Raw genomic sequence first — 26,924 nt, 5'->3', positions numbered from 1 at the left:
CGGATCCTGCCCCTCTAGACTGGTCACTCGCCGCGATGCTTTCCCCGTCGCTGCCGCTCGCCCCCGGTCCATCCACGAGGAGTTTTTGTGCTGCGCACCCGCACCGCCGGTTCATTGCGACCTGCCGATGCCGGTCAGACGGTGACGCTGGCCGGTTGGGTCGCGCGTCGCCGCGACCACGGCGGCGTCATCTTCATCGACCTTCGGGATGCGTCGGGGGTGGCGCAGGTGGTGTTCCGCAGTGGTGAGGTGCTCGAACAGGCGCATCGCTTGCGTTCGGAGTTCTGTGTCGCGGTCACCGGCGTCGTCGAGATTCGTCCTGAGGGCAACGCGAACGCCGAGATTCCGACCGGCGAGGTCGAGGTCAACGCAACATCGCTGACGGTGCTGGGTGAGAGCGCCGCGCTGCCGTTCCAGCTCGACGAGACCGCCGGCGAGGAAGCGCGGCTGAAGTACCGCTACCTCGATCTGCGCCGCGAGGTGCCGGGCAACGCAATTCGGTTGCGTTCCAAGGTGAATGCCGCAGCACGCGGTGTTCTCGCCGAGCATGACTTCATCGAGATCGAGACGCCGACGTTGACGCGGTCCACGCCGGAGGGTGCGCGCGACTTCCTGGTGCCCGCTCGTCTGCAGCCCGGATCGTTCTATGCCCTGCCGCAGAGTCCGCAGCTGTTCAAGCAGCTGCTCATGGTGGCGGGCATGGAGCGGTACTACCAGATCGCGCGCTGCTACCGCGACGAGGATTTCCGAGCTGACCGCCAGCCCGAGTTCACGCAGCTGGACATGGAGATGAGCTTCGTCGAGGCCGACGACGTCATCGCGGTGTCCGAGCAGGTCCTGCGGGCGATCTGGGCGCTGATCGGTTACGAGCTGCCGCTGCCCCTGCCGCGGATCAGCTATTCCGAGGCGATGCGACGCTTCGGTTCCGACAAGCCAGATCTACGGTTCGGCCTCGAACTGGTCGAATGCACCGATTTTTTCAAGGACACGACGTTCCGGGTGTTCCAGGCGCCCTACGTCGGTGCGGTCGTCATGCCCGGCGGCGCGTCGCAGCCGCGGCGCACACTGGACGGCTGGCAGGAGTTCGCCAAGCAGCGCGGCCACAAGGGGTTGGCCTATGTGCTCATCGGCGAGGACGGCGAACTGGCCGGTCCCGTCGCCAAGAACCTGACCGATGCCGAGCGCGACGGACTGGCGGCCCACGTCGGCGCCAAGCCGGGTGACTGCATCTTCTTCGCGGCGGGCACGCCCAAGGCCGGCCGGGCGCTGCTCGGTGCCACGCGCATCGAGATCGCCAAACGCCTCGATCTCATCGACCCTGCGGCCTGGGCGTTCACGTGGGTCGTCGATTGGCCGCTGTTCGAACCCGCCGACGATGCGGCCGCGTCCGGCGATGTGGCCGTGGGCTCCGGCGCGTGGACCGCGGTGCACCACGCATTCACGGCGCCGCAGCCGGCATCGGAGGCGACGTTCGACACCGATCCGGGCACCGCGCTGGCCAACGCCTACGACATCGTGTGCAACGGCAACGAGATCGGCGGGGGTTCGATCCGTATCCATCGCCGCGACGTCCAGGAGCGGGTGTTCGCGATGATGGGCATCGACAACGCCGAGGCCCAGGACAAATTCGGATTCCTGTTGGACGCCTTCACTTTCGGTGCCCCTCCGCACGGCGGCATCGCCTTCGGCTGGGACCGCATCGTCGCGCTTCTGGCCGGACTGGACTCCATCCGCGAAGTCATCGCGTTCCCGAAGTCCGGCGGCGGTATCGATCCGCTGACCGAAGCGCCGGCCCCGATCACGCCGCAGCAGCGCAAGGAATCGGGCATCGACGCCAAGCCGGGCAACAAGGATGGCGCCAAGGGCGCGTAGTCACCGGATTCCGGGGACGCACCACGGTACGATCCGCGCGTGCAGCCCGACGCGGAGCCGGCCCGTTCGCGATCAGGCCGCAGAACCGTCCTGACGACGGTGCTCGCCATCGTTGCGATCTACATCGGATCGCTTGTGGGCTACAACGTGCTGGACCCGCCGCCACACCACTTCGAGTTCTCCGAATCGGCGGTCACCGGTGAAACGGTGGTCATCATCAGGCTGCGCGACGTCGCGGCGGCCGAGAACAACCTGCTGGTCGACGTTCTCGTCCATCCCGGAACCGACCTGCAGATCGCGGCGGCCGGCCCGCCGCCGGTGTACACCGTCCGCCTCAGTTCGTGGACCGAGACGGGCAAGCTGATCTACGTCCACGACGATCTGGTGGGCAACGAGTCGAGTGCGACGCTGGTCGCTGTCGGAGACCCGGACACCTACCCGCTGGACCACTACTCGACCGACACCATCGGGGTGCAGTTGTCAGTCGGCACCGGGTCGGAGCAGCGCCGTATCGACGCTCCCATCGTTGTCGCGGGAAATGTCAACGGGTGGAACATCGTTGGTGAGATGGGCACGCTGGACGCCTCCGAGGGAGAGCTGCAGACCGTGCTCTTCTCGATGGAGCGGACGCGCGGCGCGCTCGCGGTGGACATCGGCATCCTGCTGGTCCTGCTCGCGCTGCCCGCGACAGCTCTGTTCGTGGCCATCGAGATGGTGCGCAACCGGCGCAAGTTCCAGCCGCCGTTCATCACGTGGTTCGCGGCGATGCTGTTCGCCGTCGTCCCGTTGCGTGGGTTGTTGCCGGGCAATCCTCCCTCGGGCGCCTGGATCGATCTGGCCATCGTGGTCTGGGTGCTCACCGCCCTGGCCGCCGCGATGGTCCTCTTCATCGCCGCGTGGTGGAAACAGACCAAGGCCGAACCCGGAATACTCAACCCGCACGAGAAGCTGGACAAGAAATGACAGATTCGCAGGATGCCGCACCCATGTCGGACACCGACAAGGCGAAACTGGTCGCCGACACTGCGGCGCTGGACGACTTCAACCGCAACATCGTCGAGGAGTTCCGCGCCAACGGCGGCAAGGTCGGCGGCCCTTTCGAAGGCGGCACGCTGTTGCTGCTGCACACCACCGGCGCGAAGTCGGGCAAATCGCGGCTCTCGCCATTGGCCTACCTGATGATCGACGGCAAGATGATCATCGTCGGCTCGTATGCCGGTGCGCCGAAGCATCCGGCCTGGGTGCACAACCTGCGAGCCACCCCGAAGGCATACATCGAGGTCGGCACGGAGGCCTATGACGTCGACGTCCGCGAGCTGCCCGATGACGAGCGCGAGGCGACGTACCCGAAGCTCGCCGCGCTCGCGCCCGTCTTTTCCGAGTACCAGGCCAAGACCGAGCGGGCCATCCCGCTGTTCGAGCTGACCCGGGCCTAGGGCTTCTCCCCAACGTGGGGCTTATGTACGCGAATTCGTGTAATTGCGTACACACGCCCCACGTTCGGCGGGCTCAGAGCCGTTCGATGATGGTGGCGTTGGCCATGCCGCCGCCCTCACACATCGTCTGCAGCGCATAGCGTCCGTCGCGCTGCTCCAGGGCGTTGACCAGCGTCGTCATGATGCGCGCGCCGCTGGCGCCGAGCGGGTGCCCGATGGCGATCGCGCCGCCGTTGACGTTGGTTTTTGAAAGAAGGTCGGAGTCAGATCGTCCGCCGATTTCTTTCGCCCAGGACAGCACCACGGGCGCGAATGCCTCGTTGACCTCGAACAGGTCGATGTCCGAGAGCTTCAGGCCCGAACGCGCCAGCACCTTCTCGGTCGCCGGGATGACGCCGGTCAGCATGTACAGCGGGTCGGAACCGACCGCGACCGTCGTGTGGATCCGCGCCAGCGGACGCAGACCGAGCCTGCGGGCCACCGCGCCGCTGGTGATCATCACCGCGGCACTGCCGTCCGACAGCGGCGACGAGTTGCCCGGCGTGATCTCCCAGCCGATCTGCGGGAAGCGCGTGCCGATCGCCTCGTTGTAGAACGCGGGCTTCAGCCCGGCCAGCGTCTCCACGGTCGTGTCGGGGCGGATGATCTCGTCGTGGGTCAGCCCCGCGACAGGGGCCAATTCGTTGTCGAAGAGCCCGTCCTTGGTTGCCCGGGCCGCCTTCTGGTGGCTTTCGGCGGAGAACTCGTCGAGCTGGGTGCGCGACAGGTTCCACTTGGCCGCGATCAGCTCGGCGCTGATGCCCTGGGCCACCAGGCCGTCGGGGTAGCGCGCGGCCATGTCGGCACCGAACGGGTTGCTGCCCGGCAGCACCGACGATCCCATCGGGACACGGCTCATCGATTCCACGCCGGCTGCGATGACGATGTCGTAGGCCCCGGCGAGCACGCCCTGGGCGGCGAAGCTGATCGCCTGCTGGCTGCTGCCGCACTGGCGGTCGACGGTGGTGCCGGGCACGGTCTCGGGGAAGCCGGCGCCGAGCAGCGCGTTGCGGGCGATGTTGACGGCTTGGTCGCCGACCTGCGTCACAGCGCCTGCGATGACGTCGTCGACCTCGGCCGGGTTCACGCCGGTGCGCTTGATGAGTTCACGCAGGCTGTGGGCGAGCAGGTCGGCGGGCAGCACGTCATGCAGTGCGCCGCTGGCCTTTCCCTTGCCGACGGGTGTGCGGACGGCACCGACGATGACGGCGTCGCGGTCTGAATATTCAGCCATGTTCTTCTCCTAGGCGACTCGGCGCTGAGTACTGCTCTCTATACTTAGATGTAACACCTAGGTTTAGTCGGAACAACCCAGCCGTGGAGTGATGTACATGACAGTCCTGCAAGGCGTGCTCGCCGATCGCACGAAGTGGTCAGCCGTCGGCCGCTGCCCGATCGAGAAGACGATGGCGCTCGTCGGCACCAAATCGGCGATGCTGATCATGCGTGAGGCCTACTACGGCACCACCCGGTTCGACGACTTCGCGCGGCGCGTCGGCATCACCAAAGCGGCGACGTCGGCGCGGCTCTCGGAGCTCGTCGACGCCGGCCTGCTCACCAAACAGCCGTACCAGGAGCCGGGCCAGCGCGTCCGCGATGAATACGTGCTCACCGAAGCGGGGACGGAGTTCATGCCGGTCGTGTGGTCGATGTTCGAATGGGGTCGCAAGCACCTCGACGACACCTCGTTGCGGATGACCCACCTGGGCTGCGGAGCCGAGGCGAGCGTCGAGATCGTCTGTGCCGACGGCCATCCGGTTCCGCCTGAGGAGCTGGGGGTGAAGCTGATCAGGCGGAACCGCGACGAGCCGTGATCACATGAGGCCGGCGCGGAACTCCCTGGCGGCTCCCATGAGCTCTTCGACGCGAGACTTCTCGGCGGCGTTGGCGAACACGCCGTCCTTCTTGAAATAGGTGCCGACGACGGCACCGTCGGCAATGCCGAGCTGCGTCGCGACGTTCTCGGCCCGCACACCGGTGTTGACGAACACCGGAACGTCCCCGGCTGCGGACTTGACGATCCGCAGCGCCTCGGTGTCCGTCGGCGCACCCGCGGTGGCACCCGAGACGCAGATCGCGTCGGGCAGCGTCGCGAACACCGTCGTCCTTGTGATCGACGCGAGGTCACGGTCGGCGAGGTACTGCGCGGACTCCGGGACGATGTTGAACAGCAGCTTCACATGGGATCCGCCGACGCGGGCGCGGTGCCGTGCGACCTCGCCGACGTTGGTGTTCCACAGCCCGAAATCGCTGGCGTACACGCCGGTGAAGATCTCGCGCACGAACTTCGCGCCGGTGGCGACCGCGAGGTCGATCGACGCGCGGCCGTCCCACAGCACGTTCACGCCGTAGGGCACCGAGATGTCGGGCAGCAGTTCGCCGATGATGCGGGCCATCGAGATCGCCGTGATGGGTTCGGTTTTCGTCAGGTACGGGAGGCTGAACTCGTTGCTGATCATGACGCCGTCGACGCCGCCGCTCTGCAGCGCTTCGAGTTCGGTGCGCGCCCTGTTGACGACGGCGGCGATGCCGGCCGCGGAGTCGAATCCGGGATCGCCCGGCAGTGCGGACAGGTGGAGCATGGCGATGACGGGCTTCGTGACGTTGAAGACCTCGTCGAGCCAGGTGGTGGTCACTGAAGGTGCCTTTCTCTAACAGGTGAATCGTGGTGCGGGCGTGGTCAGTCCATGTAGGCGCCGCCGTTGACGGCAAGGGCCTCACCGGTGATGAAGCGGGCGTCGTCGGAGAGCAGGAACGCCACGGCTCGGGCCACGTCGTCGGGCTGCTCCAGTCGCCCGAGCGGGGTGTCGGCGATCATCATCGCCCGCACCCCGTCGGGCGTGGCGCCACGCAGCGTGGCTTCCCACTCCAATTCCCGTGACTGCATCGGCGTTTCGACGAAACCGGGGCAGACGCAGTTGACGGTGATGTTGTGCTCGCCGAGTTCGTAGGCCATGGCCTGGGTCAGCCCGACCACGCCGAACTTCGAGGCGACATAGTCCGACAGATAGGGCACGCGACCCTGCTTGCCCGCCATCGACGCGGTGTTCACGATCGCGCCCGGTTTCCCGGCCCGGACCATTTCCCGCGCGGCAGCTTGGCCGCAGACGAACACGCCCTTGAGGTTGACGTCCATTGTCTGGTCGTAGCGCTCGATCGGGGCATCGAGAAAACGGTGCATGAACGAGATTCCTGCGTTGCTGACCCACGCGTCCAACCCGAACCGCTCCGCGACATCGGCAGCCACGTCGGCGGCGGGCACGACGGCGGTGACGTCCAGCTGCGCAGATTCGTGGCCGGCAGCCGGATTCGGCAGTGCCGCTGCCACTTCCGCGGCCGCCCCGGCGTCGATATCGGTCACCACCACCCGCCAATCGCGTTGTGCGAGTGTGTTCGCGATCGCCCGTCCGATACCGGAACCCGCTCCGGTCACCACGACAGTTCTCGTCATTTGTACTTCTCGTTCCTATCTCGTTGTGTCAGCCGCCGACACGACGGCCGGTGGTGGGGTCGAAAAGGTGGATGGCTCCAGGGCGGGCGGCGAGATCGACGGGGGCGCCTTCACTGATCCCGGCCAGTCGCGGGGTCTCGACCACACTGGTCAGTTCGGTGCCGCGGGCGTCGATCGTGACGATCGCGCGGGGGCCGAGATGCTCGATGAGGACCACCCGCGCGGCCGCGTCGCCGCCCGCGACCGTCGGCACGAGATCGTCCGGTCGCACCCCGAGGGTCACCGGGCCGGCGGTGGCAGCGGTGTCAACGGTCAGGCTGAAGCCGCCCGCGTGAGTGAACGTGGTGCCCGAGAGCGTGCCGTCGACGAGGTTCATCTTCGGGCTGCCGACGAAGGCCGCCACGAATGTGTCTGCGGGACAGGCGTACACCTCCTGCGGGGTGCCCTGCTGAGCGATGCGGCCGTCGCGCATGACGACCATGCGGTCCGACAGCGTCATCGCCTCTTCCTGGTCGTGGGTGACGTACACCGACGTGATACCGAGGCGCCGCTGGATCTGCAGCAGTTCCGTGCGCGTCTCGACCCGCAGCTTGGCGTCGAGGTTGCTCAGCGGTTCGTCGAACAGGAAGACCGACGGCTCGCGGATGATGGCGCGGCCGATGGCGACGCGCTGCTGCTGACCGCCACTGAGGTCTTTGGGCTTGCGGCCCAACAGCTTTCCCAATCCCAGGGATTCGCCGATCTCGGCGGCTCTGGCCAGCGCCTCGCGCCGCGGGGTCTTGGTGGCACGCAGCGGGAACGCGATGTTCTCCGCCACCGACAGGTGCGGGTACAGGGCGTAGTTCTGGAACACCATCGCGATGTCGCGCTCACGCGGCTCCATATTGGTGACGTCGCGGTCGCCGATGGTGATGGTGCCCGACGTGATGCTCTCCAGACCGGCCAGCATCCGCAGCGACGTCGACTTGCCGCACCCCGACGGCCCGACGAGGACGGTGAACGAGCCGTCGGGCAACTCGAGGTCGAGATCGCTGACGACAGAGGTGGTTCCGTACGCCTTGGTGACGCCGGAGAAACGGACTTGCGCCATGTGCCTTCCCTAGAACTTCACCGCGCCACCGCTGATGCCCTGCACCAGCTTGCGCTGGATGAAGAAGCTCGCGATGACGACCGGGACGACCGCGATGAGGATCGCAGCGCTCATTGAGCCGATCTGCACCCCGCGGAATGTGTTGAACCCTGCGATGGCCACCGGCAGGATCGCGGCTTTGCCCGGGGCAAGGATGAGTCCATAGAACAGGTCGTTCCAGGACAGCGTGAACCCGAAGATGGCGGCCGCGCCGATGCCGGGGAGTACCTGGGGCAGCACCACGAGGCGGAACGCGGCGAACCGCGTGAAACCGTCCACCTGGGCCTGCTCCTCCAGCGACCGGGGGACCGCTTCGAAGAAGCCGATCAGGAACCAGGTCACCACGGGCAGAACGAAACTCAGATGCGCGAAGATCACCGGGACCAGCGTGTCGGTCAGGCGCAGCGCGTACGCCATCGTCAGGAACGGAAACACCAGCACCGCCGGTGGAAGCACCTGCGCTGCGAGCATGCCGAACCGTGTGAGTGTGCCACCGGCCCGGTAGCGCGCGATCGCGTACGCGCCCATGCTGCCGACCACGACGCTGATACCGACCGTCACGAGCGCCACCACCGCGCTGCGGCCTGCGGCGCCGAGAATCCCCGAGGCGAGCACGTTCTGCCATGCGGAGAAGTCGGGCGTGAACGACAGCAGGAACGGATCGTTGAGCTGCTCAGGCGTTTTCACGCTCGCCAGCGCGATCCACACGATCGGGAACAGCACCGAGATTCCGGCGGCCCACAGCAGGGCCGACCGCAGGACGGTGAGGAGAGCGGACCGGTTCATCGCTGTCCCTCCGCCCGGGCTTTGTCCATCCGGCGAAACGCGATGACGATCACCGCGAGGACGAGCACCAGTACGACGAACGCCATCGACGATGCGGATCCGAGCCGGAAGAACTGGATCCCGGTCTGATAGATGAAGTACTGCAACGTCTCTGTCTCGGTGCCGGGTCCACCCCTGGTCGTCGCGAAGACGTACTCGAAGACTTTCATCGCGTCGAGTGACCGCAGCAGGATCGCGACGACAAGCACCGGCGCCAGCAGCGGCAGCGTCACGCGCCGTAGGACATACAGTCCGCCTGCGCCGTCGACGCGTGCGGCGTCCAGCGGTTCCTTCGGGATCGACTCCAGGCCGGCGAGCAGCAGTAGGACCATGAACGGCGTCCACTGCCACACGTCGATCAGAGCCAGCGTGAACAGCGCCTTGCCCGGTCCGAAGAAGTCGTAGGAGATGCCGATCGTGTCCAGCATCGCCGGGATCGCGCCGAGTTGGTCGTTGAGCAGAAACCGGAACGTCAGCCCGACGGCGATGGGCGTGATGAACATCGGGGCCAGCAGCATCGAACGGGTGAGATCCTTCGCCCACTTCTGCTTTTGGAGAGCCAGTGCGATCGCCAGGCCGACGGCGAGCTCGAGGCCGACGGCGATGGCGACGTAGAGCGCCGTCGTGCCGAAGGCGTTCCAGAACGCCCCGTCTTCGAACGTGGCGACGAAATTGTCAGCACCGACTATCGCCGGGGTTCCGCGATCGGTGAGCTTGTAGTCGGTGACGCTCAGGTACGCCGCATATCCCAGTGGGAAACCGACCACCCCGACGAAAAGGGCGACGAGGGGGGCGACCATACCGTGCTGAAATCGCATGCCGGATTTCATAGTTGGTCTCGCTCCTTTCGTGGGGTGGTCGGTTTCCGGATCGGGGGGCGGCTAGCCCTGGATCTTCTCCGCTTCGGCCTGAGCGGCAGCGAGTGCGTCGTCGACGCTCTTGGTGCCGGCGACGGCTTCGTTGAGCTCGGTGCCGACGGCCTGGATCATCTCTTCGCCGCTGGGGCCCTGGCTCAGTGGCGCGGCGTTGTCGAGTAGCTGCTCGACGGTCTTGTAGTACTCCTCGCCGAACTGGCCCTGCAGGACAGCCGGATCCTGCAGCGTGCTCTGCCGGATCGCGGCGCCGCCCTTCTCGGTACGCACAACATCATTGGGCTTGGCGGTGATCCACGAGACGAACGCCCACGCGGCATCCGGCGTGGCGGAGTTGCTCGGGATAGCCCAGCTCCACGAGCCCAGTACCTGCTTGCCGCCGGGGATGGTCGCGAGCTTGATCTTGCCTGCTGCGGGGCCCGAACCCGGCTCGTTGAGCGCCGGCAGCTGCCAGTTGTAGTTGATCATCGACGCGGCCTGGTTCGCCGACACCGACCGCTGAGCCTCGTCCATGCTCCAGTTCAGGCTGTTGGCGGGTGCGGCGGTGTTGTAGGTGTCGATGTAGGCCTCGAGTGCGCGCTTGGCCTCAGGCGTGTTCAGCGTGATGTTGCCGTCGGCGTCATAGATCGAACCGCCGGCCGCGAAAAGCCAGTTGCCCCACTCCTCGAAGATCTTGTAGCCGCGCTGTGGCTGCATCGCGATGCCGGCCCGGTCGCCGGACTTGAGCGCCTTGCTGGTGGCGACCAACTCGTCGAGTGTGGTGGGCACCTGCTGGTTGGCCGCTGCGAGATCGTCGGTGTTGTAGAGGTATCCGAGCGCGTAGTTGTAGAACGGCACACCGTAGCGGGCGCCATCGACAGTGGTGATGTCGGTCAGCGGCTTGAAGAAGTCGGCGGCGTCGTAGTCCGGCGTGCTGTCGATGCGCGCGTCGAGGGGCTGGAGGAACTTGGCGTTGGCGAAGTCCACCATCCACGGGTTGTCGGCGACGATCAGGTCGTAGGTGGGTGAGGACGACTGGAATGACGACACCAGCTTGTCACGCATCTGATCGAAGGTCAGCGATTCGATGTCGATCTGGACGCCGGGGTACTCCTTGTTGAAGTCGGCGACCATCGACTTGACGATGTCGGTGTCCGGCACGTTCTCCATCAGGATCCGCACGGTGCCCGACACGTCGGCGGACACCTCACCGGTTCCGGTGGCCTCGGCCTGCTCGGGACCGCCGGAGCCGGCACATGCGGACAACAGGAGGGCGGGGACGGCGACGGCGGCGACAAGCGCGGCGCGGACGCGTCCTCGCCGCGCTGATGTGGGGTTTTTGGCGAATCTCATGGGGCGAGTGTTCCTTTCATCGGGTGGTGCGGGCGATGGTGTGGGAGATCGGGGTCATGGCGATGCCGAGTTCGCGCCATGTCGCATAGGCGAGGTCATAGGCGTCGACACGGTCGGGATCCGGGGTGAAGGGCTCGTCGAGGGTGACGAAACGGGCGGCGTCGGACCAGTCGTCGAGCGCCCCGATGCCGATGGCGGCGATCACTGCGGCGCCGAGGGATGCCCCCGGATGGCCGCTGACCGGATGCATCTCGGTACCGAGGACATCGGCGTGGATCTGCTTCCACAGAGTCGATTTCGAGCCGCCGTTGGTGATCATGACGCGCTCGAACGGGATGCCGATCTGTCCGAAGACATCGACGTGGTGCCGGAACCCGAACGCGATGGCCTCAAGCACGGAGCGGTACATGTCGGCACGGGTGTGTCCGAGATGCATTCCCGCGAAGACCCCACGCAGATCCGGATCGTGGATCGGGCTCTTCTCGCCGAGAAAGTACGGCAGACAGAAGATCTCGGCAGGAGGCCGCGAGGCTGCCTCGTCGTCGAGCGCCGTCAGATCAGCGCCCCCGACGAGGGCCTGGAACCAGCGGATCAGACTGCCGCTGGTGGCCATGCATCCGTTCGGCAGCCAGTGTCCGGGCACCGGATGGGCGTCCAGGTACAACCGGGCGTCGGTGACCGGGGTGTCGCTGGCGACCAGGATGTCGCCCGCCCCACCGAGTTTGACGAGGGCATCGCCGGGATTGTTGACTCCCGCGGCGTAGGCGGACAGCACGTGGTCGGCACCGCCGACGACGAGCGCGGTGCCGGCCCGCAAGCCGGTGGCCTCAGCGGCGGCCGCGCTGAGCTCGCCGAGGTGAGTACCCGGACGATGGACGGGCGCCAGTGCCCTCGGGTCGAGTTCCGCGGCGACCAGCACGGCCTCGGCGACGTCGCCGTCGACGGTGAACAGGCCTGACTCCAATGCCCAGTTCTGCTCCACGTGTACCGGGGCGCCGAGCGCCGACAGCACCCAGTCGTAAGAACCGACCCAATGGGCGGTGCGCCTGTACACGTCGGGTTCGTGGTCGCGTAGCCACACCATGGTCGGCGCGACGGACTGCTGGGTCATCGCGGATCCGGTCAGCGTCACCAGATCGGTTTCCGACAATTTCGCCGCGAGATCGGCGACCTCGCGGTGCGCCCTGGCGTCATTCTGAAGGATGGCGCGCCGCAGCGGGTTTCCGGTGTCGTCGACCGGGATGACGGCGGGCACCATGCCCGAGGTGGCGACGGCGCCGATCTGCTCGGGTGCGACTGCGCTGTGCGACAACACTTCCCGGATGGACTCGACGACGTTGCGGTACCACTGCGCTGTGTCGGCCTCGGCGAAGCCGGGGGCGGGGGAGTGCAACGTGGTTTCCCGTGACGCGGTCGCGACGATCCCGCCCGCGGTGTCGAGCAGCACCGTCTTGGTGCCCGTGGTGCCGATGTCGATGCCGACGGTGTAGAAGCTCCCGCTCGTGTGAGAAGTCACAGTGCGCTCACCTCGGCCGAATCATTCTGTCCGGCAACGCAGATGACCTCGACTCCCATGCCGCGGGCAGCCACCAGCGCGGGATGGTCGGGTTCGCCGTCGCTGACGATCGTCTGGATCTGCGACAGCGCGGAGATGCTGACGAACGTGACCCTGCCGAGCTTGCTCTTGTCGGCGGCGACGATGACCCGGTCTGCGCGACGGCTGGCCGCGCGCTTGACCCGGCTTTCGGCCTGGTGATAGTCGGAGATCCCACGTTCACTGTCGATGCCCGCCACACCCATGACGTAGGTGTCGCAGTTGTAGTTGGCGAGAGTGTCCTCGGCGCTGGGCCCGATGAGGCTCAGCTCGCCGGACCGCAACTCGCCTCCGGTGAGCACGACGGTGGTGTCGGGTTCGTCCACCAGCGCCAGCGCAGCGAGGACGCTCGGCGTCACGACCGTCAGGCCCAGACCGCGCCCCTTCAGAGAGTTGGCAACGGCCAGGGCGGTGCTCCCGGAGTCGAGGATCAGCGTCTCGTTCCGGCCGATCAGGTCGGCGACGACGTCGGCGATGTGGATCTTCTCCTGGGCGGCGTCGGCCATCCGGGTCGCGAACGACGGCTCGGTGTCCTTGCCCTGCACGGCGATTGCGCCGCCCACCACCCTCCGGAGCACGCCGAGCGTTTCGAGTGCTTCGACGTCACGCCGGATCGTCATCTCGGACACGTCGAACTCCGTAGCCAGGTCCGCGAAATTGATCTCCCGGGCGGACCGAACGCGCGCTTCGATCCGGTCCCTACGGGTTTTCACGTCAACGGCCACCAAGCCACCAGACCCTCACCTGTTGAAAATTCACAGATATCCGCCAGCTTTGGCGGGTTTTGGCGCCGCATCGGCGTCAGTCATGTGAATCTATAACACGAAGTTGTGGAGTGCCCACATTTAGCCGCCATCGGTTCATTTCCGGTGCACCAGGCGGTTACCGTGCGCCGGTGCTGCATTTGCGGGTGATCACTCCCAACGACCTGCGTGAAGATGTGCTTGCCGTGCTCCGCGACGAGGTAGGTGTCGCCAACATCGCGCTGCACCCCGACGCGGCGCTGGAACCGGCAGGCGACGAGATCACCGCCGACATCGCCAGGGAATGCGCCAACGGCGTCATCAAGGCGCTCAAAGCCCTCGACGTTCAGCACCGCGGCGCGATCACCCTCGAAGTGCTCGACACCATCTTGTCGACACGAGCGCACCGGGCCGAGGATGCGGCGGCCGGCGATCCGGCCGACGCGGTGGTGTGGGACGAACTCATCGGTCGCACTCGCGAGGAAGCCACGCTGTCGGTCACCTTCGTTCTGTTCCTGACCCTGGCGTGTTTGCTCACCGCCATCGGCGTGGTGACCGATTCGACCGTCACCATCGTCGGGGCGATGGTGCTGGGACCCGAGTTCGGCCCGCTAGCCGCGCTGTCGGTCGCCCTCGTCCAGAGACGCATGGTCCTCGCCCGTCGGGCCGCCACGGCGTTGGTCGTCGGCTTCCCGATCGCGATGGGCATCACCGCGTTGGCCGCCTGGGTGGCGGAGAGCTTTGGCTGGATCACGCTGGACAGCGTCGCCCACGTCGAAGAAGTCGACTTCATCTTCGAAGTCGGCCCTCTGTCGTTTGTCGTGGCGCTGCTCGCCGGAGCGGCAGGCATGCTCTCCCTAGTCTCGGCCAGGTCGGCGGGGCTGGTCGGCGTCTTCATCTCCGTCTACACGGTCACGGCAGCCGGATTCGCCGTCGTCGCCGCGACAGTCGGCGCATGGGACGTCGCGGCAAAATCGGCGCTTCAACTGGTCGTCAATCTCGCAGGCATCGTGCTCGCGGGCGTGCTGGTGTTGGTGTTACGTCCCCGCGGCAATCTCATCCCGCGCAGAGCGCAGACCTGACGCGATCTGCGTCGCACTGTCCGGTGTGGTGGGATTTACCGCTATGGGTATCAAGGTGGCCCTGGAGCACCGCACCAGTTACACGTTCGACCGTCTCGTCGAGGTCCATCCGCATGTCGTCCGACTGCGGCCGGCCCCGCACTCGCGCACGCCCATCGAGGCGTACTCGTTGCAGGTCGAACCGGCCGATCATTTCGTCAACTGGCAGCAGGACGCCTTCGGAAACTTTCTGGCACGGCTGGTGTTCCCGACCCGCACCCGCAGCCTGACCATCACCGTCGGCCTGATCGCCGACCTCAAGGTCATCAACCCGTTCGACTTCTTCATCGAGGAGTACGCGGAGACGTTCCCCTTCGAGTATCCGAAGAGCTTGCTGGAGGACCTGAAGCCCTACCTGCGGCCCGTGGACGAGGATGGCGAAGGGTCCGGCCCCGGCGACCTGGCGCAAGCCTGGGTGACGAATTTCTCCATCGCCGCGGGCACCCGCACCATCGACTTCCTCGTCGCGCTCAACCGCGCCGTCAACGCCGACGTCGGCTACTCGCTGCGGATGGAACCGGGCGTGCAGACGCCCGACTTCACCTTGCGCACCGGGATCGGATCGTGCCGCGACAGCGCCTGGCTGCTGGTGTCGATTCTGCGCCAGATGGGTCTGGCCGCGCGCTTCGTCTCCGGCTACCTCGTGCAGCTGACATCCGATGTCGAAGCCCTCGACGGGCCGTCGGGGCCCGCCGCCGACTTCACCGACCTGCACGCCTGGACCGAGGTGTACGTCCCCGGCGCCGGCTGGATCGGCCTCGATCCCACCTCCGGGCTGTTCGCCGGCGAGGGGCACATCCCGCTGTCGGCGACCCCGCATCCCGAGTCGGCGGCACCCATCACCGGCGCAACGGACAAGAGCGAGACGACGCTGGAGTTCAGCAATGTCGTCACCCGCGTGCACGAAGACCCGCGGGTCACCCTGCCGTACACCGAGGCGTCGTGGGCGGCCATCACCGCGCTCGGTAAGCGGGTGGACGAGCGGCTCGCCGCGGGCGACGTGCGTCTGACCGTCGGTGGGGAACCCACGTTCGTCTCGATCGACAACCAGGTCGACCCGGAATGGACGACGGACGCCGACGGACCGCACAAGCGCGAAAGAGCCTCGGCACTCGCCGCGCTGCTGAAGAAGGTGTGGGCGCCCCAGGGGCTCGTGCAGCGCAGCCAGGGCAAGTGGTATCCGGGAGAACCGTTGCCGCGCTGGCAGATCGGGCTGTTCTGGCGCGCCGACGGCGAACCGCTGTGGACCGACGGAACTCTGCTCGCCGACCCGTGGGACGAAGACCGCGAGCACAGGGCCATCTCGCCGGACGCGGGGCGCGAACTGCTCGCGGCCGTCGCCGAGGGCCTCGGGTTCCCCGACAGTCAGGTCCGCCCGGCCTACGAGGATGCGCTCGCCCGCCTCGCCGGTGCCGTGCGGCAACCGCAGGGCGATCCCGTTGCCGCCGAAGACGACCTGGAGAACGACAGCGTCGATGCTCGCGCCCAGCTGCTGGCGCGGCTCGATACGCCCGTCGACGACCCCGCCGCATTCGTCCTGCCGCTGCACCGCGCGGACGGTGAGGACGGCTGGGCCAGTGCGAATTGGACATTCCGCAGGGGTCGCATCGTCCTGCTCGAGGGCGATTCGCCCGCGGGACTGCGACTGCCGCTGAACTCGATCAGCTGGCATCCGCCCCGGCCGTCCTTCGATGCCGACCCGATCCAGCGGCGCCCCGCGCTGCGTCCCGGAGCCAAAGGTCCGGCGGTGGCAGCTCCCGCGTCCGATCCGCACGACGACGAGGACGCCGAGTGGGTGCCGACGACGGCCCTTGTCAGTGAGATCCGCGAGGGACTGCTGTACGTGTTCCTGCCGCCCATCGACGAACTGGAGCACTTCGTCGACCTGATCGAGCGCATCGAAGCGGCTGCCGCGTCGATCGCCTGCCCGGTGGTCATCGAGGGGTACGGCCCACCCAACGACGCCCGCCTCGAGACGATGACGGTCACCCCGGATCCCGGCGTCATCGAGGTCAACGTGGCGCCCACCAAGAGCTTCGCCGAACAGTCCGCGCAACTCGAAACCCTCTATGCGCAGGCACGTTTGGCGCGACTGTCGACAGAGCAATTCGATGTCGACGGCTCCCACGGCGGCACGGGCGGCGGTAACCACATCACCCTTGGCGGCATCACCCCCGCCGACTCGCCGATGCTTCGGCGGCCCGACCTGCTGGTCTCGCTGCTGACGTACTGGCAGCGGCACCCGTCGCTGTCCTATCTGTTCTCGGGACGCTTCATCGGCACGACATCGCAGGCGCCGCGCGTCGATGAAGGACGGCCCGAATCGATCTACGAACTCGAGATCGCCTTCGCCGAGATCGCGCGGTTGGCCAAGGCGCCCGGCGGAGCGAAGCCCTGGCACACCGACCGGGCGCTGCGTCATCTGCTGACCGATATCACCGGCAACACCCACCGCGCCGAGTTCTGCATCGATAAGCTCTACAGCCCCGACAGCGCGCGGGGCCGGCTCGGCCTCCTGGAGCTCCGTGGCTTCGAGATGCCACCGCACCACCAGATGGCCATGGTGCAGTCATTGTTGGTGCGGTCACTGGTGGCGTGGTTCTGGGATGAGCCACTGCGCGCTCCGCTGATCCGGCACGGCGCGAACCTGCACGGCCGCTACCTGTTGCCGCACTTCATCATTCACGACATCGCCGAAGTGGCTGCGGATCTGCGCGCGCACGGCGTCGACTTCGACACCAGCTGGCTGGATCCGTTCACCGAGTTCCGCTTCCCGCGGATCGGGACGGCCGTGTTCGGTGGGGTGGAGATCGAGCTGCGCAGCGCGATCGAACCGTGGAACGTGTTGGGGGAGGAGGCCACCGCCGGTGGCACCGCACGCTACGTCGACTCGTCGGTGGAGCGGCTGCAAGTACGGCTGATCGGTGCGGACCGGGCGCGCTACATCGTCGCTGTCAACGGTCACCCGATACCGATGCTGGCCACCGACAACCCCGACGTCCAGGTCGGCGGAGTGCGGTACCGGGCCTGGCAGCCGCCCAGCGCCCTGCACCCGACCATCACCGTCGACGGTCCGCTGCGCTTCGAGTTGATCGACGCGGCCACCGGGGTGTCCCGCGGCGGATGCACCTACCACGTCGCCCACCCGGGCGGACGCGCCTACGACAGCCCGCCGGTCAACGCCGTCGAGGCCGAGTCGCGCCGCGGCCGACGCTTCGAAGCGAGCGGCTTCACGCCGGGCAAGGTGGACCTCGCAGGCTTGCGGGAGAAACAGGCGCGTCAATCGACTGATGTGGGCGCGCCGGGCATCTTGGATCTGCGGCGAGTGCGTACCGTTCTGCAGTAATGGCCGTCCCCGCAACGCCTCCGACGCCCCGTATGGGGGTCGGGGCGACCGACTTCGACAACCCGCTGGATCCGTATGGCACCCTGCGGGCGCAGCAGGCGCTGTTCGACGTGCAACCGCTGTTCAGTGGGCCGACGACCGGATATGACGAATTCGTCGACGCGGCAGGGCATGTCAGGCCCGCCTGGCAGGAGCTTGCCGACTGCGTGCGCGAGCGTGGCCGCGACGGGCTGGACCGGTTGCGCGCCGTGGTGCGCGGTCTGGTCGACAACGACGGCATCACCTACGTCCAGGTGGACAACCCCGGCGAGCCGGGCAGATTGCCCCGTGGTGATGCAATCACCAACGGCGACGGCACCGCGGTGCCGGGGCCGTGGCAGCTCGACGCGCTGCCCCTGGTCGTCTCGGCGGCGGACTGGGACACCCTCGAAGCCGGCCTGGTGCAACGATCACGACTGCTCGACGCGGTCCTCACCGACCTGTACGGAGCGCGGCGCTCGATCACCAGCGGGATGCTGCCGCCTCAACTGCTGTTCGCCCACCCCGGATACGTCCGCGCCGCCCGCGGTATCGAGGTGCCGGGCCGCCACCAGCTGTTCCTGCACGGGTGCGACATCAGCAGAGACACGTCCGGGGAGTTCCTCGTCAACGCGGACTGGACGCAGGCGCCGTCGGGTGCCGGGTACGCGCTGGCCGACCGCCGCGTCGTCGCGCACGCGATCCCCGACCTGTACGAGCAGATCGGCCCGCGTCCCGCGTCGCCGTGGGCGCAGGCGCTGCGCCTGGCGCTCGTGGATGCCGCTCCGGAGTCCGCCGAGGAACCGGTCGTCGTCGTGCTGAGCCCCGGCATCCACTCGGAGACCGCGTTCGACCAGGCGTATCTGGCCAGCGTGCTCGGCCTGCCGCTGGTGGAGAGCGCCGACCTGGTGGTGCGCGACGGCAAGTTGTGGATGCGCTCGATGGGCACCCTCAAGCGTGTCGATGTGGTGTTGCGCCGCGTCGACGCCGAGTATGCCGACCCACTCGATCTGCGGCCGGATTCGCGACTCGGTGTCGTAGGCCTGGTGGAGGTGCTGCGCCGCGGCGCGGTGACGGTGGTCAACACTCTGGGCAGCGGCGTGCTGGAAAGCGCTGGGCTGCTTCGCTTCCTGCCCGAACTGGCCCAAGAATTGCTCGGCGAGAAACCGTTGCTGCAGACCGCGCCGCTGTACTGGGCGGGCATCGACGTGGAGCGGTCACATCTGCTGGCCAACCTGTCGGAGCTGCTCATCAGGCCGGTGACAGGGGAGGAGCCGATCGTCGGCCCTGAGCTGTCGCTGGCACAACGGGAGGCGCTCGCGGCACGCATAACGGCCACGCCGTGGCAGTGGGTGGGTCAGGAACTACCTCAATTCTCTTCGGCGCCTTCGGATTACCTTCCGGGCGGGTTGTCCTCGTCGAACGTCGGCATGCGGTTGTTCACGGTGTCCCAGCGCAGTGGGTACGCGCCGATGATCGGTGGGTTGGGCTACCTGCTGGCCCCGGGGACCGCCGCCTACCATCTCAAAACTGTTGCCGCCAAGGATATTTGGGTCCGTACGCCGACCCGGGTCACGGCCGAGAAGATCTCGGTCGAGCTCACCGCGCCCGACGTCGGGCGGCTGCCCGCACTCGCGACCTCGAGCCCGACCCAGGAGGTCAGCTCGCCGCGCGTGCTGTCCGACCTGTTCTGGATCGGGCGGTATGCCGAACGCGCCGAACACATGGCGCGAGTGCTGACCGTGACGCGCGAGCGTTACCACGAATATCGCTACCGCCGAACGATGGACGGCAGCGAGTGTGTGCCGGTGCTGCTCACCGCGCTCGGGGACATCACCGGGACCGACACCGGCGCCAGCGGCGACTACGCCGAGATGGTTGCCACCGCGCCGACCACCCTGTGGTCCTTGACCGCCGACCGGCATCGCGCCGGGTCGCTGGCCCAGTCGGTCGAACGGCTCAGCCTGGCCGCCCGGGCTGTGCGCGACCAGATGTCCAATGACACCTGGATGGTGTTGTCCGCACTGGAGCGCGCGCTGCTCTATGGCGCGGATTCCCCGCCTGATTCGCAGGCCGAAGGCGACGCCTTCCTGGCGGCGACGAACACGCAGACGCTGGCAGGAATGCTCGCGCTGTCCGGCGTCGTCGCCGAGTCGATGGTCCACGATGTGGGCTGGACGCTGCTCGACATCGGTAAGCGGATCGAGCGCGGTCTCGCGCTGACGGCCCTGCTGCGCGCGACGCTGACGACGGTGCGCACGCCGGGCGCCGAGCAGACGGTCACCGAGTCGACGCTCGTGGCGTGCGAATCGCTGGTCATCTACCGCAGGCGAAACCCGGGCAAGATTAGTGTGGCCGGCGTGGCCGAGCTGGTGCTCTTCGACGTGGGCAACCCCCGCTCGCTGGTCTACCAGCTCGAGAAGCTCCGCACCCACCTGAGATCGCTACCAGGTTCGTCGGGTTCCTCGCGTCCGGAGCGGATGGTCGACGAGATCGCGGCACGCCTGCGCCGCATCGAACCCGACGAGCTCGAAGCGAGCACCGCGGAGGGTAATCGCGAAGAGCTGGAAGGGCTGCTGCGTGGGATCCACCGCGACCTGCGTGAGCTGTCGTCGGTGATCACCGCGATTCACCTGTCACTGCCCGGCGACATGCAGCCGCTGTGGGGTCCCGACGAGCGCCGGGTGGTCCCGTGACGGCATTTCCGGACGGGCCGACCGCGTCCGGGTCCAGCCGGTGCTACGAGATCACCCATCGCACGATGTACCGGTACTCCGACGTCGTCACCAGCTCGTACGGCCGCGGCTTTCTGACCCCGCGCGACTCGGCCAGACAGCGCTGCCTGTTTCACGAACTGGTCCTCGATCCGGAGGCTGCCGACAGTTCCACCAGCCGTGACGGTTACGGCAACATCAGCTCGTACTTTCATGTCACCGAGCGCCACGAGGCGCTGACGGTCACCAGCCGCTCGGTGGTCGAGGTCGATCCGCCCTCGTGGGATCTCTACGACGGCCCGTCCGCCCGCGCGCCGTGGGAGATCGCCCGGCCGGTCGGCGCGGACGGCGCACTCGCCACCGAGTTCACATTGGACCTCCTGCCGCCGGAGATCACCGACGAGGTCCGTGCCTATGCCGCACCGAGTTTCGCAGCGGCCAGACCGCTGATCGAGGTCCTGCGGGACCTCACTGCGCGGATCTACACCGACTTCACCTACAAGTCAGGTTCCACCACGGTGTCCACACAGGTGAGTGAGGTTTTGGCGGCCCGCGAAGGGGTATGTCAGGACTTCGCGCGGTTGGCGATCGCCTGCCTGCGCGCCAATGGTCTGGCCGCCAGCTATGTCTCGGGATACCTGGCGACGGATCCACCCCCTGGAAAGGAACGCATGGTGGGAGTTGACGCGACGCACGCATGGGCGTCGGTGTGGACACCGCAGAATCAATGGCTGGGCCTGGATCCGACCAACAACCAGATGGTCGACGAACGCTATGTCACCGTGGGCTTCGGCCGTGATTATGCCGACGTCCCGCCGCTGCGCGGCATCATCTACACCGATTCGGAGAGCAGCGTCATCGACGTGTCCGTCGACGTCGCGCCGTACCACGGAGGAGTTCTCCATGCGTGATTTCACCTGCCCCAATTGTGGTCAGCGGTTGTCGTTCGAGAACTCGGTGTGCCTGAACTGCAAGAGCGCACTGGGATTCTCGCTCGACGACATGGCGCTGCTGGTCATCGCCCCGCCGGAGGAGAGCGAACACGCGGGCGCGGTCGACGAGAGCGAATACCAGCTGTGCGCGAATCTTCATCTCGCCGAATGCAATTGGCTTGTCGAGAAGGGTCCGATCGCGAAACTGTGTGTGTCGTGCGCACTGACCCGCACCCGGCCCAACGACGCCGACCTCATCGCGCTGGCGGCGTTCGCCTCCGCCGAGAAGGCCAAACGGAGGCTCATCGCGGAGTTGCACGAGCTGAAGCTCCCGATCGTCGGACGCGATCTCGACCCGCAGTACGGGCTGGCCTTCGACCTGTTGTCGAGTCAGTTCGAGAAGGTGTTCACCGGCCACGAAAACGGGGTCATCACACTCGATCTCGCCGAAGGCGACGACGTCCACCGCGAGCAGCTGCGCATCTCGATGGATGAGCCGTACCGCACGCTGCTCGGGCATTTCCGCCACGAAATCGGGCACTACTACCAGTACCGGCTGGTCGGGACGTCGGAAGCCTATCTGCAGCGCTACCACGAGTTGTTCGGGGATCCAGAAGCCGACTACCAGGCCGCTCTGGACCGGCACTACAGCGAGGGCGCGCCTCCCGGGTGGGAGCAGGACTATGTGTCGTCCTACGCGACCATGCATCCCGCAGAGGACTGGGCCGAGACCTTCGCCCACTACCTGCACATCCGCGACACCCTGGACACTGCGGCCGCCTTCAGTTTCGCGCCCGCCACCGCCACATATGAGCGACGAGCGTTGGGCCCCAGCGGGTTCGACACGCTCATCGACCTCTGGCTGCCGTTGTCCTGGGCGCTCAACCAGGTGAACCGGTCGATGGGCAAAGAGGACGTCTACCCGTTCGTCCTCCCGCCGCCCGTGCTGGAGAAGATGAGGTTCATCCACACCATGATCGACGAGATCACCTCCAACCCGGTCAAACTCGCCGAAGTCGGCGCACCGGTCGAGGACCAGGGCCAGCAGCTCGATTAGCCGGCCGGCCGCTTCAGTCGCCGAGGTCGGGCGCCCAGGCCACGCCGTTGATGTGGCCGCCGCCGTCGACGAACAGGGTGTTGCCGGTCAGGTACCGGGACGCTTCTGAGGCCAGGAACACGGCGACGGGTGCGATGTCGTCGTACGGGTCGCCCATGCGTCCCATCGGATTCGCCGCGTCGGCGAGCGCCTCCAGTTCGGGGTTCTCGCCGAGCGCGCGGAAAAAGGCCTGGCTCTTGGCTGCCGGGCACAGAGCGTTGACCGTGACGCCGGTCGGCGCCCACTCCCGGGCCGCGGTGCGGGTCAGCGCGCGCAGGGCCTCCTTGGCGGCGTTGTACTCCAGCGAGCCGACGTGCGCGTTCACCCCGTTGAGGCTGCACAGGTTGATGACGCGGCCCCAGCCCTGCGCCTTCATGTGCGGGTAGGCGGCGCGCATCGCCCAGAACGGGCCGTAATAGCCGACCGCGACCCCCGCGGCGAGAGCTTCGTCGGTCTTGTTCTCGACCCGGCCGATGCCGCCCCCGCCCCACGCGTTGTTGACCAAAACGTCGACCGAACCGAACTCGGACAGCGTTGTCGCGACGGCGTTCTCGACCTGATCGCGGTCGGAGACATCGGTGCCGACGAACAGTCCACCGATTTGCTCGGCGGTTTCCCGGCCGGCTACCTCGTCGTACTCAGCGACGACGACCCGCGCGCCTTCATCGGCGAACCGCCGGGCGATGCCCTCGCCGATGCCGGCGCCCGCTCCGGTCACCAACGCGACCCGGCCCTCCAGGGCGCCGCTCATGCCAGTGCTGCGGTCGAAAGCAGCCGGCGTGCTTCGACTGTGCCGTCGAGGGCGTGGGTGGTGCGGCTGGTGATCTGCCACCGCCCGTCGATGCGTCTCAGTCGGAACAGGTTGGCTCCCGCCCGCCCAACGGCGAAGCGGCCCTCGCGGTGCACCAGCAGCGTCGATTCGCACACCGCGACGGCGTCGTCGCCATCGACGGTGGCCACCGCGGGACCGAGGAAATGGCAACAGCCGCGGCCGATCAGACCCTGGTGGTCCGGGGAGCGCACCATCGCGGCGACATCGGCTCGGCTGCGCATCTCCCAGCCTTCGACCACGTACGTGCCGTCCTCGGCCCACAGCGAGGCAACGGCGTCGGCCTCCCCGGCGTCGACAAGCGGCCCGTAGCGGGCGATCAGCCGTTCGATCTCGCGTTCGTCCTCGATCCGTGCGAGCCGCCGTTCCAGATCGGCCAGTCGGTCATCGCTCATCAACGGTCACCCATCAGTTGTTTCATGAACCGGTGCGCGCCCAGCACCACCTCGGCGCGGTCGGGATTGTTGCGCCGCGCGACGTCGTCGTCGTTGCCGCCCGCGATGTGCACCGGGCCGAACGGCAGCCGATCGAGTCCTTCGGCGGCGACGTCGGCGGGTTCGGCGACCCGCATGCCGGGGACGTCGAAGTTGAGCCCCACCCGTTCCATCGCCGGAGTTCGGGTGACACCGAGGACCAGCTCGAGCACGTGAACGTCGTACTCGCGCAACTCAAGCCAGAGACCCTCGGCGAAGATCCGGCCGAACGCCTTCACGCCGCCGTACACCGTGTGGCGGGTCGAGCCGAGATAACCGGCCATCGAGCCGACCATCAGGATTCCGCCGCGGCGTCGATCCCGCATCGGCCGGCCGAAGTGCGCAACCAGTGCCATCATCGCGGTGATGTTGAGGTCGATGACACGGCCGAATTCGGGCAGCGGAGCGTCGAGAAACTCCTCGCTGCAGGTGTTCGCACCGGCGTTGTAGATCAGCAGCCCCACCTCCAGGTCTGACGTCGCGGCGATCACCTCGTCCACGCCGTCGACGAGATCGATTGCCAGCGTTCGAGTTTGCACACCCATCGCACGGCAGCGGGCCGCGGTGGCTTCCAGCTGCGCCGGCTTGCGCGCGATCAGCACGAGGTTGACTCCGGCATGGGCCAGAAGTGCGGCGAATTCAGCGCCGACCCCCTCGGATCCGCCCGCGATCACCGCCCACGGTCCGTAGGTGCTCAGGTCTGTCACCGCTCGATCATGACCCAACGTCGACTGCTCGGTGCCCGGTTTACCCGAGCCGGGCTGTGGCCCGATTGAGCAACACACGGGCGATGTTAGGCGGTGACGGCCGCGATCCTTCCTAGGATCACCGGGTGGCTGATCGCTATGGCGCCGACATCCTGTCCAACAATCCGCACCAGGCCCGCAGACCCCGGTCGACGGAGCAACCCATCGAGATCGGCATGGTCGTCGAAGATGCCCAGACCGGCTTCGTGGGCGCGGTGGTGCGCGTCGAATACGGCCGGATGGAACTCGAAGACCGCAACGGGCGTACCAAACCGTTCCCGGTCGGCCCCGGCTACCTGATCGACGGCAAGCCGGTCATCCTCACCGCGCCCAAGAAGTCTGCACCCTCGGCTCCGACGCGGACCGCGTCGGGTTCCGTCGCGGTCAAAGGTGCGCGCGCGAAAGTCGCTCTCGCCAGCCGCATCTACGTCGAGGGTCGTCACGACGCCGAGCTCGTGGAGCAGGTCTGGGGAGAGGACCTGCGCATCGAAGGTGTCGTCGTCGAATACTTGGGCGGCGTCGACGACCTCGCCGCGATCGTCAAGGACTTTCAGCCGGGACCGGGGCGCCGTCTCGGCGTGCTCGTCGACCACCTGGTGCCCGGATCGAAGGAAGCGCGGATCGCGGACGCGGTCCGACGCGGGCCGGGTGGTGAGCACACGCTGGTGGTCGGGCACCCGTTCATCGACATCTGGGAAGCCGTCAAACCCGAGCGCATCGGCGTGACGCAGTGGCCGACGATTCCAAAGGGGCAGGACTGGAAACACGGTGTGTGCGAGGCGCTCGGGTGGCGGCACCGCGACCAGGCCGATATCGCCGCGGTGTGGCAGAAGATCCGGGGTCGGGTGCGGGACTGGACCGACCTGGAACCCGAGCTGATCGGCCGGGTCGAGGAGCTCATCGACTTCGTCACCGCACCCGTGTAAGCAGGGAGCGTGTCCGACAGTCTGTTCGACGTTCCCGGAGAGATTCCCGCGCCCAGCGGGGTCCCGGTGCCCGGTGCGTCGTCACCACTGGCGGTGCGGATGCGTCCGGCGTCGCTCGACGAAGTCGTCGGGCAGGGGCATCTGCTCAAACCGAACTCGCCGCTGCGTCGCCTCATCGAAGGCTCCGGCGCAGCCTCGGTGATCCTCTACGGGCCGCCGGGTACCGGCAAGACGACCCTGGCGTCGATGATCTCGCAGGCCACCGGCCGCCGGTTCGAAGCGCTGTCGGCGCTCGCCGCCGGCGTCAAAGAGGTCCGTGCCGTCATCGATGTGGCGCGACAGGCCTCGATCCGCGGGCAGCAGACCGTGCTCTTCATCGACGAGGTGCATCGGTTCTCCAAGACCCAGCAGGACGCGCTGCTGGCCGCGGTCGAGAACCGCGTCGTGCTGCTGGTCGCGGCGACCACCGAGAACCCGTCGTTCTCCGTCGTCGCGCCGCTGTTGTCGCGCTCGCTGATCCTGCAGTTGCAGCCGCTGACCCCGGCTGACATCGACACGGTGATCCGGCGCGCCATCGACGACGAACGGGGGCTGGGCGGCAAGGTCACCGTCAACGACGACGCGGTCGACCTGCTGGTGCAGCTGTCGTCGGGCGATGCGCGCCGGGCCCTGACGGCGCTGGAAGTGGCCAGCGAGTCCGGGGAAGAGGTGACGGTCGAGGTCGTCGAGCAGTCACTCGACAAGGCTGCTGTGCGTTATGACCGCGACGGCGACCAGCATTACGACGTCATCAGCGCGTTCATCAAGTCCGTCCGCGGGTCGGATGTCGATGCCGCGCTGCACTACCTCGCCCGGATGCTGGTCGCGGGGGAGGACCCGCGGTTCGTCGCACGCCGGCTGATGATCCTGGCGAGTGAGGACATCGGGATGGCCGACCCGACGTCGCTGCAGATCGCCGTCGCCGCCGCGCAGACCGTGCAGCTGATCGGCATGCCGGAGGCACAGCTGACGCTGGCGCACGCGACGGTGCACCTGGCGACGGCACCGAAATCGAATGCCGTGACAACCGCGCTGGGTGCGGCGATGGCCGACATCCGGGCGGGCAAGGCGGGCCTGGTGCCTGCACACCTGCGCGACGGCCACTACTCCGGCGCCGAGAAGCTGGGCAATGCGGTCGGCTACAAGTACGCCCACGATCAACCGGGTGGCGTTGCGGCGCAACAGTATCCGCCGGACGAGCTGGTCGGGATCGACTACTACCAACCGACTGCCCATGGCGTCGAGCGCGAGATCGCGACCCGGCTGGAGAAGCTGCGGGCGATCATTCGCCGCACGCGCTGACGAGATCCGATCATTGACTCTGCCGCGCACTGCTACTACCGTCGTAGTCAACCAAAGGGTTGATCAATGGAGAGGTTGTTTATTGGGAA

Annotated in this window: 23 protein-coding genes; 11 read left to right on the top strand and 12 right to left on the bottom strand. The window is 67.3% G+C overall.

What is annotated here, in order from left to right; all coding sequences use genetic code 11:
• The first annotated feature begins 87 nt into the window (after nucleotides 1-87).
• From aspS to P9A17_RS30965, 3 genes are read left to right on the top strand one after another with little or no spacing between them, the layout of a single operon-like run.
• Nucleotides 88-1,872 carry an aspartate--tRNA ligase gene (gene aspS, locus P9A17_RS30975; protein ID WP_278042630.1) on the top strand — a complete coding sequence of 595 codons (1,785 nt, stop codon included), beginning with the start codon at nucleotides 88-90 and terminating at the stop codon, nucleotides 1,870-1,872.
• A 39-nt stretch (nucleotides 1,873-1,911) separates the two neighbouring features.
• Nucleotides 1,912-2,835 (top strand): DUF4436 family protein, encoded by a 924-nt coding sequence (locus tag P9A17_RS30970; RefSeq protein ID WP_278042629.1) that lies wholly within the window; start codon nucleotides 1,912-1,914, stop codon nucleotides 2,833-2,835.
• Between the two features lie 23 nt (nucleotides 2,836-2,858).
• Nucleotides 2,859-3,308, top strand: a complete 450-nt coding sequence (locus tag P9A17_RS30965) for a nitroreductase family deazaflavin-dependent oxidoreductase (protein WP_278042688.1) — start codon at nucleotides 2,859-2,861, stop codon at nucleotides 3,306-3,308.
• A 73-nt stretch (nucleotides 3,309-3,381) separates the two neighbouring features.
• Here the strand turns inward: P9A17_RS30965 and P9A17_RS30960 are convergent, their stop codons facing one another.
• Complete coding sequence (locus P9A17_RS30960; protein WP_278042628.1) at nucleotides 3,382-4,581, bottom strand: thiolase family protein; 1,200 nt, start codon at nucleotides 4,579-4,581, stop codon at nucleotides 3,382-3,384.
• A 97-nt stretch (nucleotides 4,582-4,678) separates the two neighbouring features.
• On the opposite strand from P9A17_RS30960, the gene P9A17_RS30955 reads away from it, so the two are divergent.
• Entirely contained in the window at nucleotides 4,679-5,161 is a 483-nt protein-coding gene (locus tag P9A17_RS30955; protein ID WP_278042627.1) for a helix-turn-helix domain-containing protein, read from the top strand.
• On the opposite strand, the gene P9A17_RS30950 is transcribed toward P9A17_RS30955, so the two are convergent.
• From P9A17_RS30950 to P9A17_RS30915, 8 genes are all read right to left on the bottom strand, one after another.
• Entirely contained in the window at nucleotides 5,162-5,983 is an 822-nt protein-coding gene (locus P9A17_RS30950) for a BtpA/SgcQ family protein (protein ID WP_278042626.1), read from the bottom strand.
• A 44-nt stretch (nucleotides 5,984-6,027) separates the two neighbouring features.
• Nucleotides 6,028-6,798: an SDR family NAD(P)-dependent oxidoreductase gene (locus tag P9A17_RS30945; protein ID WP_278042625.1), complete on the bottom strand. Its 771-nt coding sequence runs from the start codon at nucleotides 6,796-6,798 to the stop codon at nucleotides 6,028-6,030.
• A gap of 28 nt (nucleotides 6,799-6,826) precedes the next feature.
• Nucleotides 6,827-7,888 carry a sn-glycerol-3-phosphate ABC transporter ATP-binding protein UgpC gene (gene ugpC / locus P9A17_RS30940; protein ID WP_278042624.1) on the bottom strand — a complete coding sequence of 354 codons (1,062 nt, stop codon included), beginning with the start codon at nucleotides 7,886-7,888 and terminating at the stop codon, nucleotides 6,827-6,829.
• A gap of 9 nt (nucleotides 7,889-7,897) precedes the next feature.
• Nucleotides 7,898-8,713 carry a carbohydrate ABC transporter permease gene (locus tag P9A17_RS30935; protein WP_278042623.1) on the bottom strand — a complete coding sequence of 272 codons (816 nt, stop codon included), beginning with the start codon at nucleotides 8,711-8,713 and terminating at the stop codon, nucleotides 7,898-7,900.
• Entirely contained in the window at nucleotides 8,710-9,570 is an 861-nt protein-coding gene (locus P9A17_RS30930; protein WP_278042687.1) for a sugar ABC transporter permease, read from the bottom strand. The genes P9A17_RS30935 and P9A17_RS30930 overlap by 4 nt, the downstream gene beginning before the upstream one ends.
• A 63-nt stretch (nucleotides 9,571-9,633) precedes the next feature.
• A complete protein-coding gene (locus tag P9A17_RS30925; protein WP_278042622.1) occupies nucleotides 9,634-10,956 on the bottom strand; it encodes a sugar ABC transporter substrate-binding protein in 1,323 nt (440 codons plus the stop codon).
• Nucleotides 10,957-10,972: 16 nt separating this feature from the next.
• Nucleotides 10,973-12,472: an FGGY-family carbohydrate kinase gene (locus tag P9A17_RS30920; RefSeq protein ID WP_278042621.1), complete on the bottom strand. Its 1,500-nt coding sequence runs from the start codon at nucleotides 12,470-12,472 to the stop codon at nucleotides 10,973-10,975.
• Nucleotides 12,469-13,275, bottom strand: coding sequence for a DeoR/GlpR family DNA-binding transcription regulator (locus P9A17_RS30915; protein WP_278042620.1), 807 nt, complete (start codon nucleotides 13,273-13,275; stop codon nucleotides 12,469-12,471). Before P9A17_RS30915 ends, P9A17_RS30920 begins: the two co-directional genes overlap by 4 nt.
• Nucleotides 13,276-13,445: 170 nt before the next feature.
• Here P9A17_RS30915 and P9A17_RS30910 point away from each other — a divergent pair, with 170 nt between their 5' ends.
• From P9A17_RS30910 to P9A17_RS30890, 5 genes are read left to right on the top strand one after another with little or no spacing between them, the layout of a single operon-like run.
• Nucleotides 13,446-14,375 carry a DUF389 domain-containing protein gene (locus P9A17_RS30910; protein WP_278042619.1) on the top strand — a complete coding sequence of 310 codons (930 nt, stop codon included), beginning with the start codon at nucleotides 13,446-13,448 and terminating at the stop codon, nucleotides 14,373-14,375.
• A 43-nt stretch (nucleotides 14,376-14,418) separates the two neighbouring features.
• Nucleotides 14,419-17,760 (top strand): transglutaminase family protein, encoded by a 3,342-nt coding sequence (locus P9A17_RS30905; RefSeq protein WP_278042618.1) that lies wholly within the window; start codon nucleotides 14,419-14,421, stop codon nucleotides 17,758-17,760.
• Complete coding sequence (locus P9A17_RS30900; protein ID WP_278042617.1) at nucleotides 17,760-20,474, top strand: circularly permuted type 2 ATP-grasp protein; 2,715 nt, start codon at nucleotides 17,760-17,762, stop codon at nucleotides 20,472-20,474. The genes P9A17_RS30905 and P9A17_RS30900 overlap by 1 nt, the downstream gene beginning before the upstream one ends.
• A complete protein-coding gene (locus tag P9A17_RS30895; protein WP_278042616.1) occupies nucleotides 20,471-21,403 on the top strand; it encodes a transglutaminase family protein in 933 nt (310 codons plus the stop codon). Before P9A17_RS30900 ends, P9A17_RS30895 begins: the two co-directional genes overlap by 4 nt.
• Nucleotides 21,396-22,481, top strand: a complete 1,086-nt coding sequence (locus P9A17_RS30890) for a putative zinc-binding metallopeptidase (RefSeq protein WP_278042615.1) — start codon at nucleotides 21,396-21,398, stop codon at nucleotides 22,479-22,481. The genes P9A17_RS30895 and P9A17_RS30890 overlap by 8 nt, the downstream gene beginning before the upstream one ends.
• Before the next feature lie 13 nt (nucleotides 22,482-22,494).
• Here P9A17_RS30890 and P9A17_RS30885 read toward each other — a convergent pair whose 3' ends face one another.
• Genes P9A17_RS30885 through P9A17_RS30875 form a run of 3 tightly spaced genes read right to left on the bottom strand, consistent with a single transcriptional unit; the run spans nucleotide 22,495 to nucleotide 24,529 of the window.
• Nucleotides 22,495-23,271 (bottom strand): SDR family oxidoreductase, encoded by a 777-nt coding sequence (locus tag P9A17_RS30885; RefSeq protein ID WP_278042614.1) that lies wholly within the window; start codon nucleotides 23,269-23,271, stop codon nucleotides 22,495-22,497.
• Complete coding sequence (locus P9A17_RS30880) at nucleotides 23,268-23,744, bottom strand: nuclear transport factor 2 family protein (protein ID WP_278042613.1); 477 nt, start codon at nucleotides 23,742-23,744, stop codon at nucleotides 23,268-23,270. The genes P9A17_RS30885 and P9A17_RS30880 overlap by 4 nt, the downstream gene beginning before the upstream one ends.
• A complete protein-coding gene (locus tag P9A17_RS30875; RefSeq protein WP_278042612.1) occupies nucleotides 23,744-24,529 on the bottom strand; it encodes an SDR family NAD(P)-dependent oxidoreductase in 786 nt (261 codons plus the stop codon). The genes P9A17_RS30880 and P9A17_RS30875 overlap by 1 nt, the downstream gene beginning before the upstream one ends.
• A 125-nt stretch (nucleotides 24,530-24,654) precedes the next feature.
• Here P9A17_RS30875 and P9A17_RS30870 point away from each other — a divergent pair, with 125 nt between their 5' ends.
• Together P9A17_RS30870 and P9A17_RS30865 are read left to right on the top strand one after the other, a co-directional pair.
• A complete protein-coding gene (locus tag P9A17_RS30870; protein WP_278042611.1) occupies nucleotides 24,655-25,494 on the top strand; it encodes a DUF3097 domain-containing protein in 840 nt (279 codons plus the stop codon).
• A gap of 9 nt (nucleotides 25,495-25,503) precedes the next feature.
• Nucleotides 25,504-26,835 (top strand): replication-associated recombination protein A, encoded by a 1,332-nt coding sequence (locus P9A17_RS30865; RefSeq protein WP_278042610.1) that lies wholly within the window; start codon nucleotides 25,504-25,506, stop codon nucleotides 26,833-26,835.
• Nucleotides 26,836-26,924 lie beyond the last annotated feature (89 nt).

The organism is Mycobacterium sp. 236(2023) (genome assembly GCF_029623955.1).
GTDB lineage: Bacteria > Actinomycetota > Actinomycetes > Mycobacteriales > Mycobacteriaceae > Mycobacterium.
Note: the sequence above shows the minus strand (reverse complement) of the source record. Positions and strands in the feature narration are given on the sequence as shown.

Excerpts from the sequence above, each read along its gene's own strand:
- P9A17_RS30930 (WP_278042687.1), bottom strand. The coding sequence starts at position 9,570 with ATGCGATTTCAGCACGGTATGGTCGCCCCCCTCGTCGCCCTTTTCGTC.
- P9A17_RS30905 (WP_278042618.1), top strand. The coding sequence starts at position 14,419 with ATGGGTATCAAGGTGGCCCTGGAGCACCGCACCAGTTACACGTTCGAC.
- ugpC (WP_278042624.1), bottom strand. The coding sequence starts at position 7,888 with ATGGCGCAAGTCCGTTTCTCCGGCGTCACCAAGGCGTACGGAACCACC.
- P9A17_RS30945 (WP_278042625.1), bottom strand. The coding sequence starts at position 6,798 with ATGACGAGAACTGTCGTGGTGACCGGAGCGGGTTCCGGTATCGGACGG.
- P9A17_RS30965 (WP_278042688.1), top strand. The coding sequence starts at position 2,859 with ATGTCGGACACCGACAAGGCGAAACTGGTCGCCGACACTGCGGCGCTG.
- P9A17_RS30925 (WP_278042622.1), bottom strand. The coding sequence starts at position 10,956 with ATGAGATTCGCCAAAAACCCCACATCAGCGCGGCGAGGACGCGTCCGC.
- P9A17_RS30880 (WP_278042613.1), bottom strand. The coding sequence starts at position 23,744 with ATGAGCGATGACCGACTGGCCGATCTGGAACGGCGGCTCGCACGGATC.
- P9A17_RS30955 (WP_278042627.1), top strand. The coding sequence starts at position 4,679 with ATGACAGTCCTGCAAGGCGTGCTCGCCGATCGCACGAAGTGGTCAGCC.
- P9A17_RS30890 (WP_278042615.1), top strand. The coding sequence starts at position 21,396 with ATGCGTGATTTCACCTGCCCCAATTGTGGTCAGCGGTTGTCGTTCGAG.
- P9A17_RS30935 (WP_278042623.1), bottom strand. The coding sequence starts at position 8,713 with ATGAACCGGTCCGCTCTCCTCACCGTCCTGCGGTCGGCCCTGCTGTGG.
- P9A17_RS30960 (WP_278042628.1), bottom strand. The coding sequence starts at position 4,581 with ATGGCTGAATATTCAGACCGCGACGCCGTCATCGTCGGTGCCGTCCGC.
- P9A17_RS30885 (WP_278042614.1), bottom strand. The coding sequence starts at position 23,271 with ATGAGCGGCGCCCTGGAGGGCCGGGTCGCGTTGGTGACCGGAGCGGGC.
- P9A17_RS30900 (WP_278042617.1), top strand. The coding sequence starts at position 17,760 with ATGGCCGTCCCCGCAACGCCTCCGACGCCCCGTATGGGGGTCGGGGCG.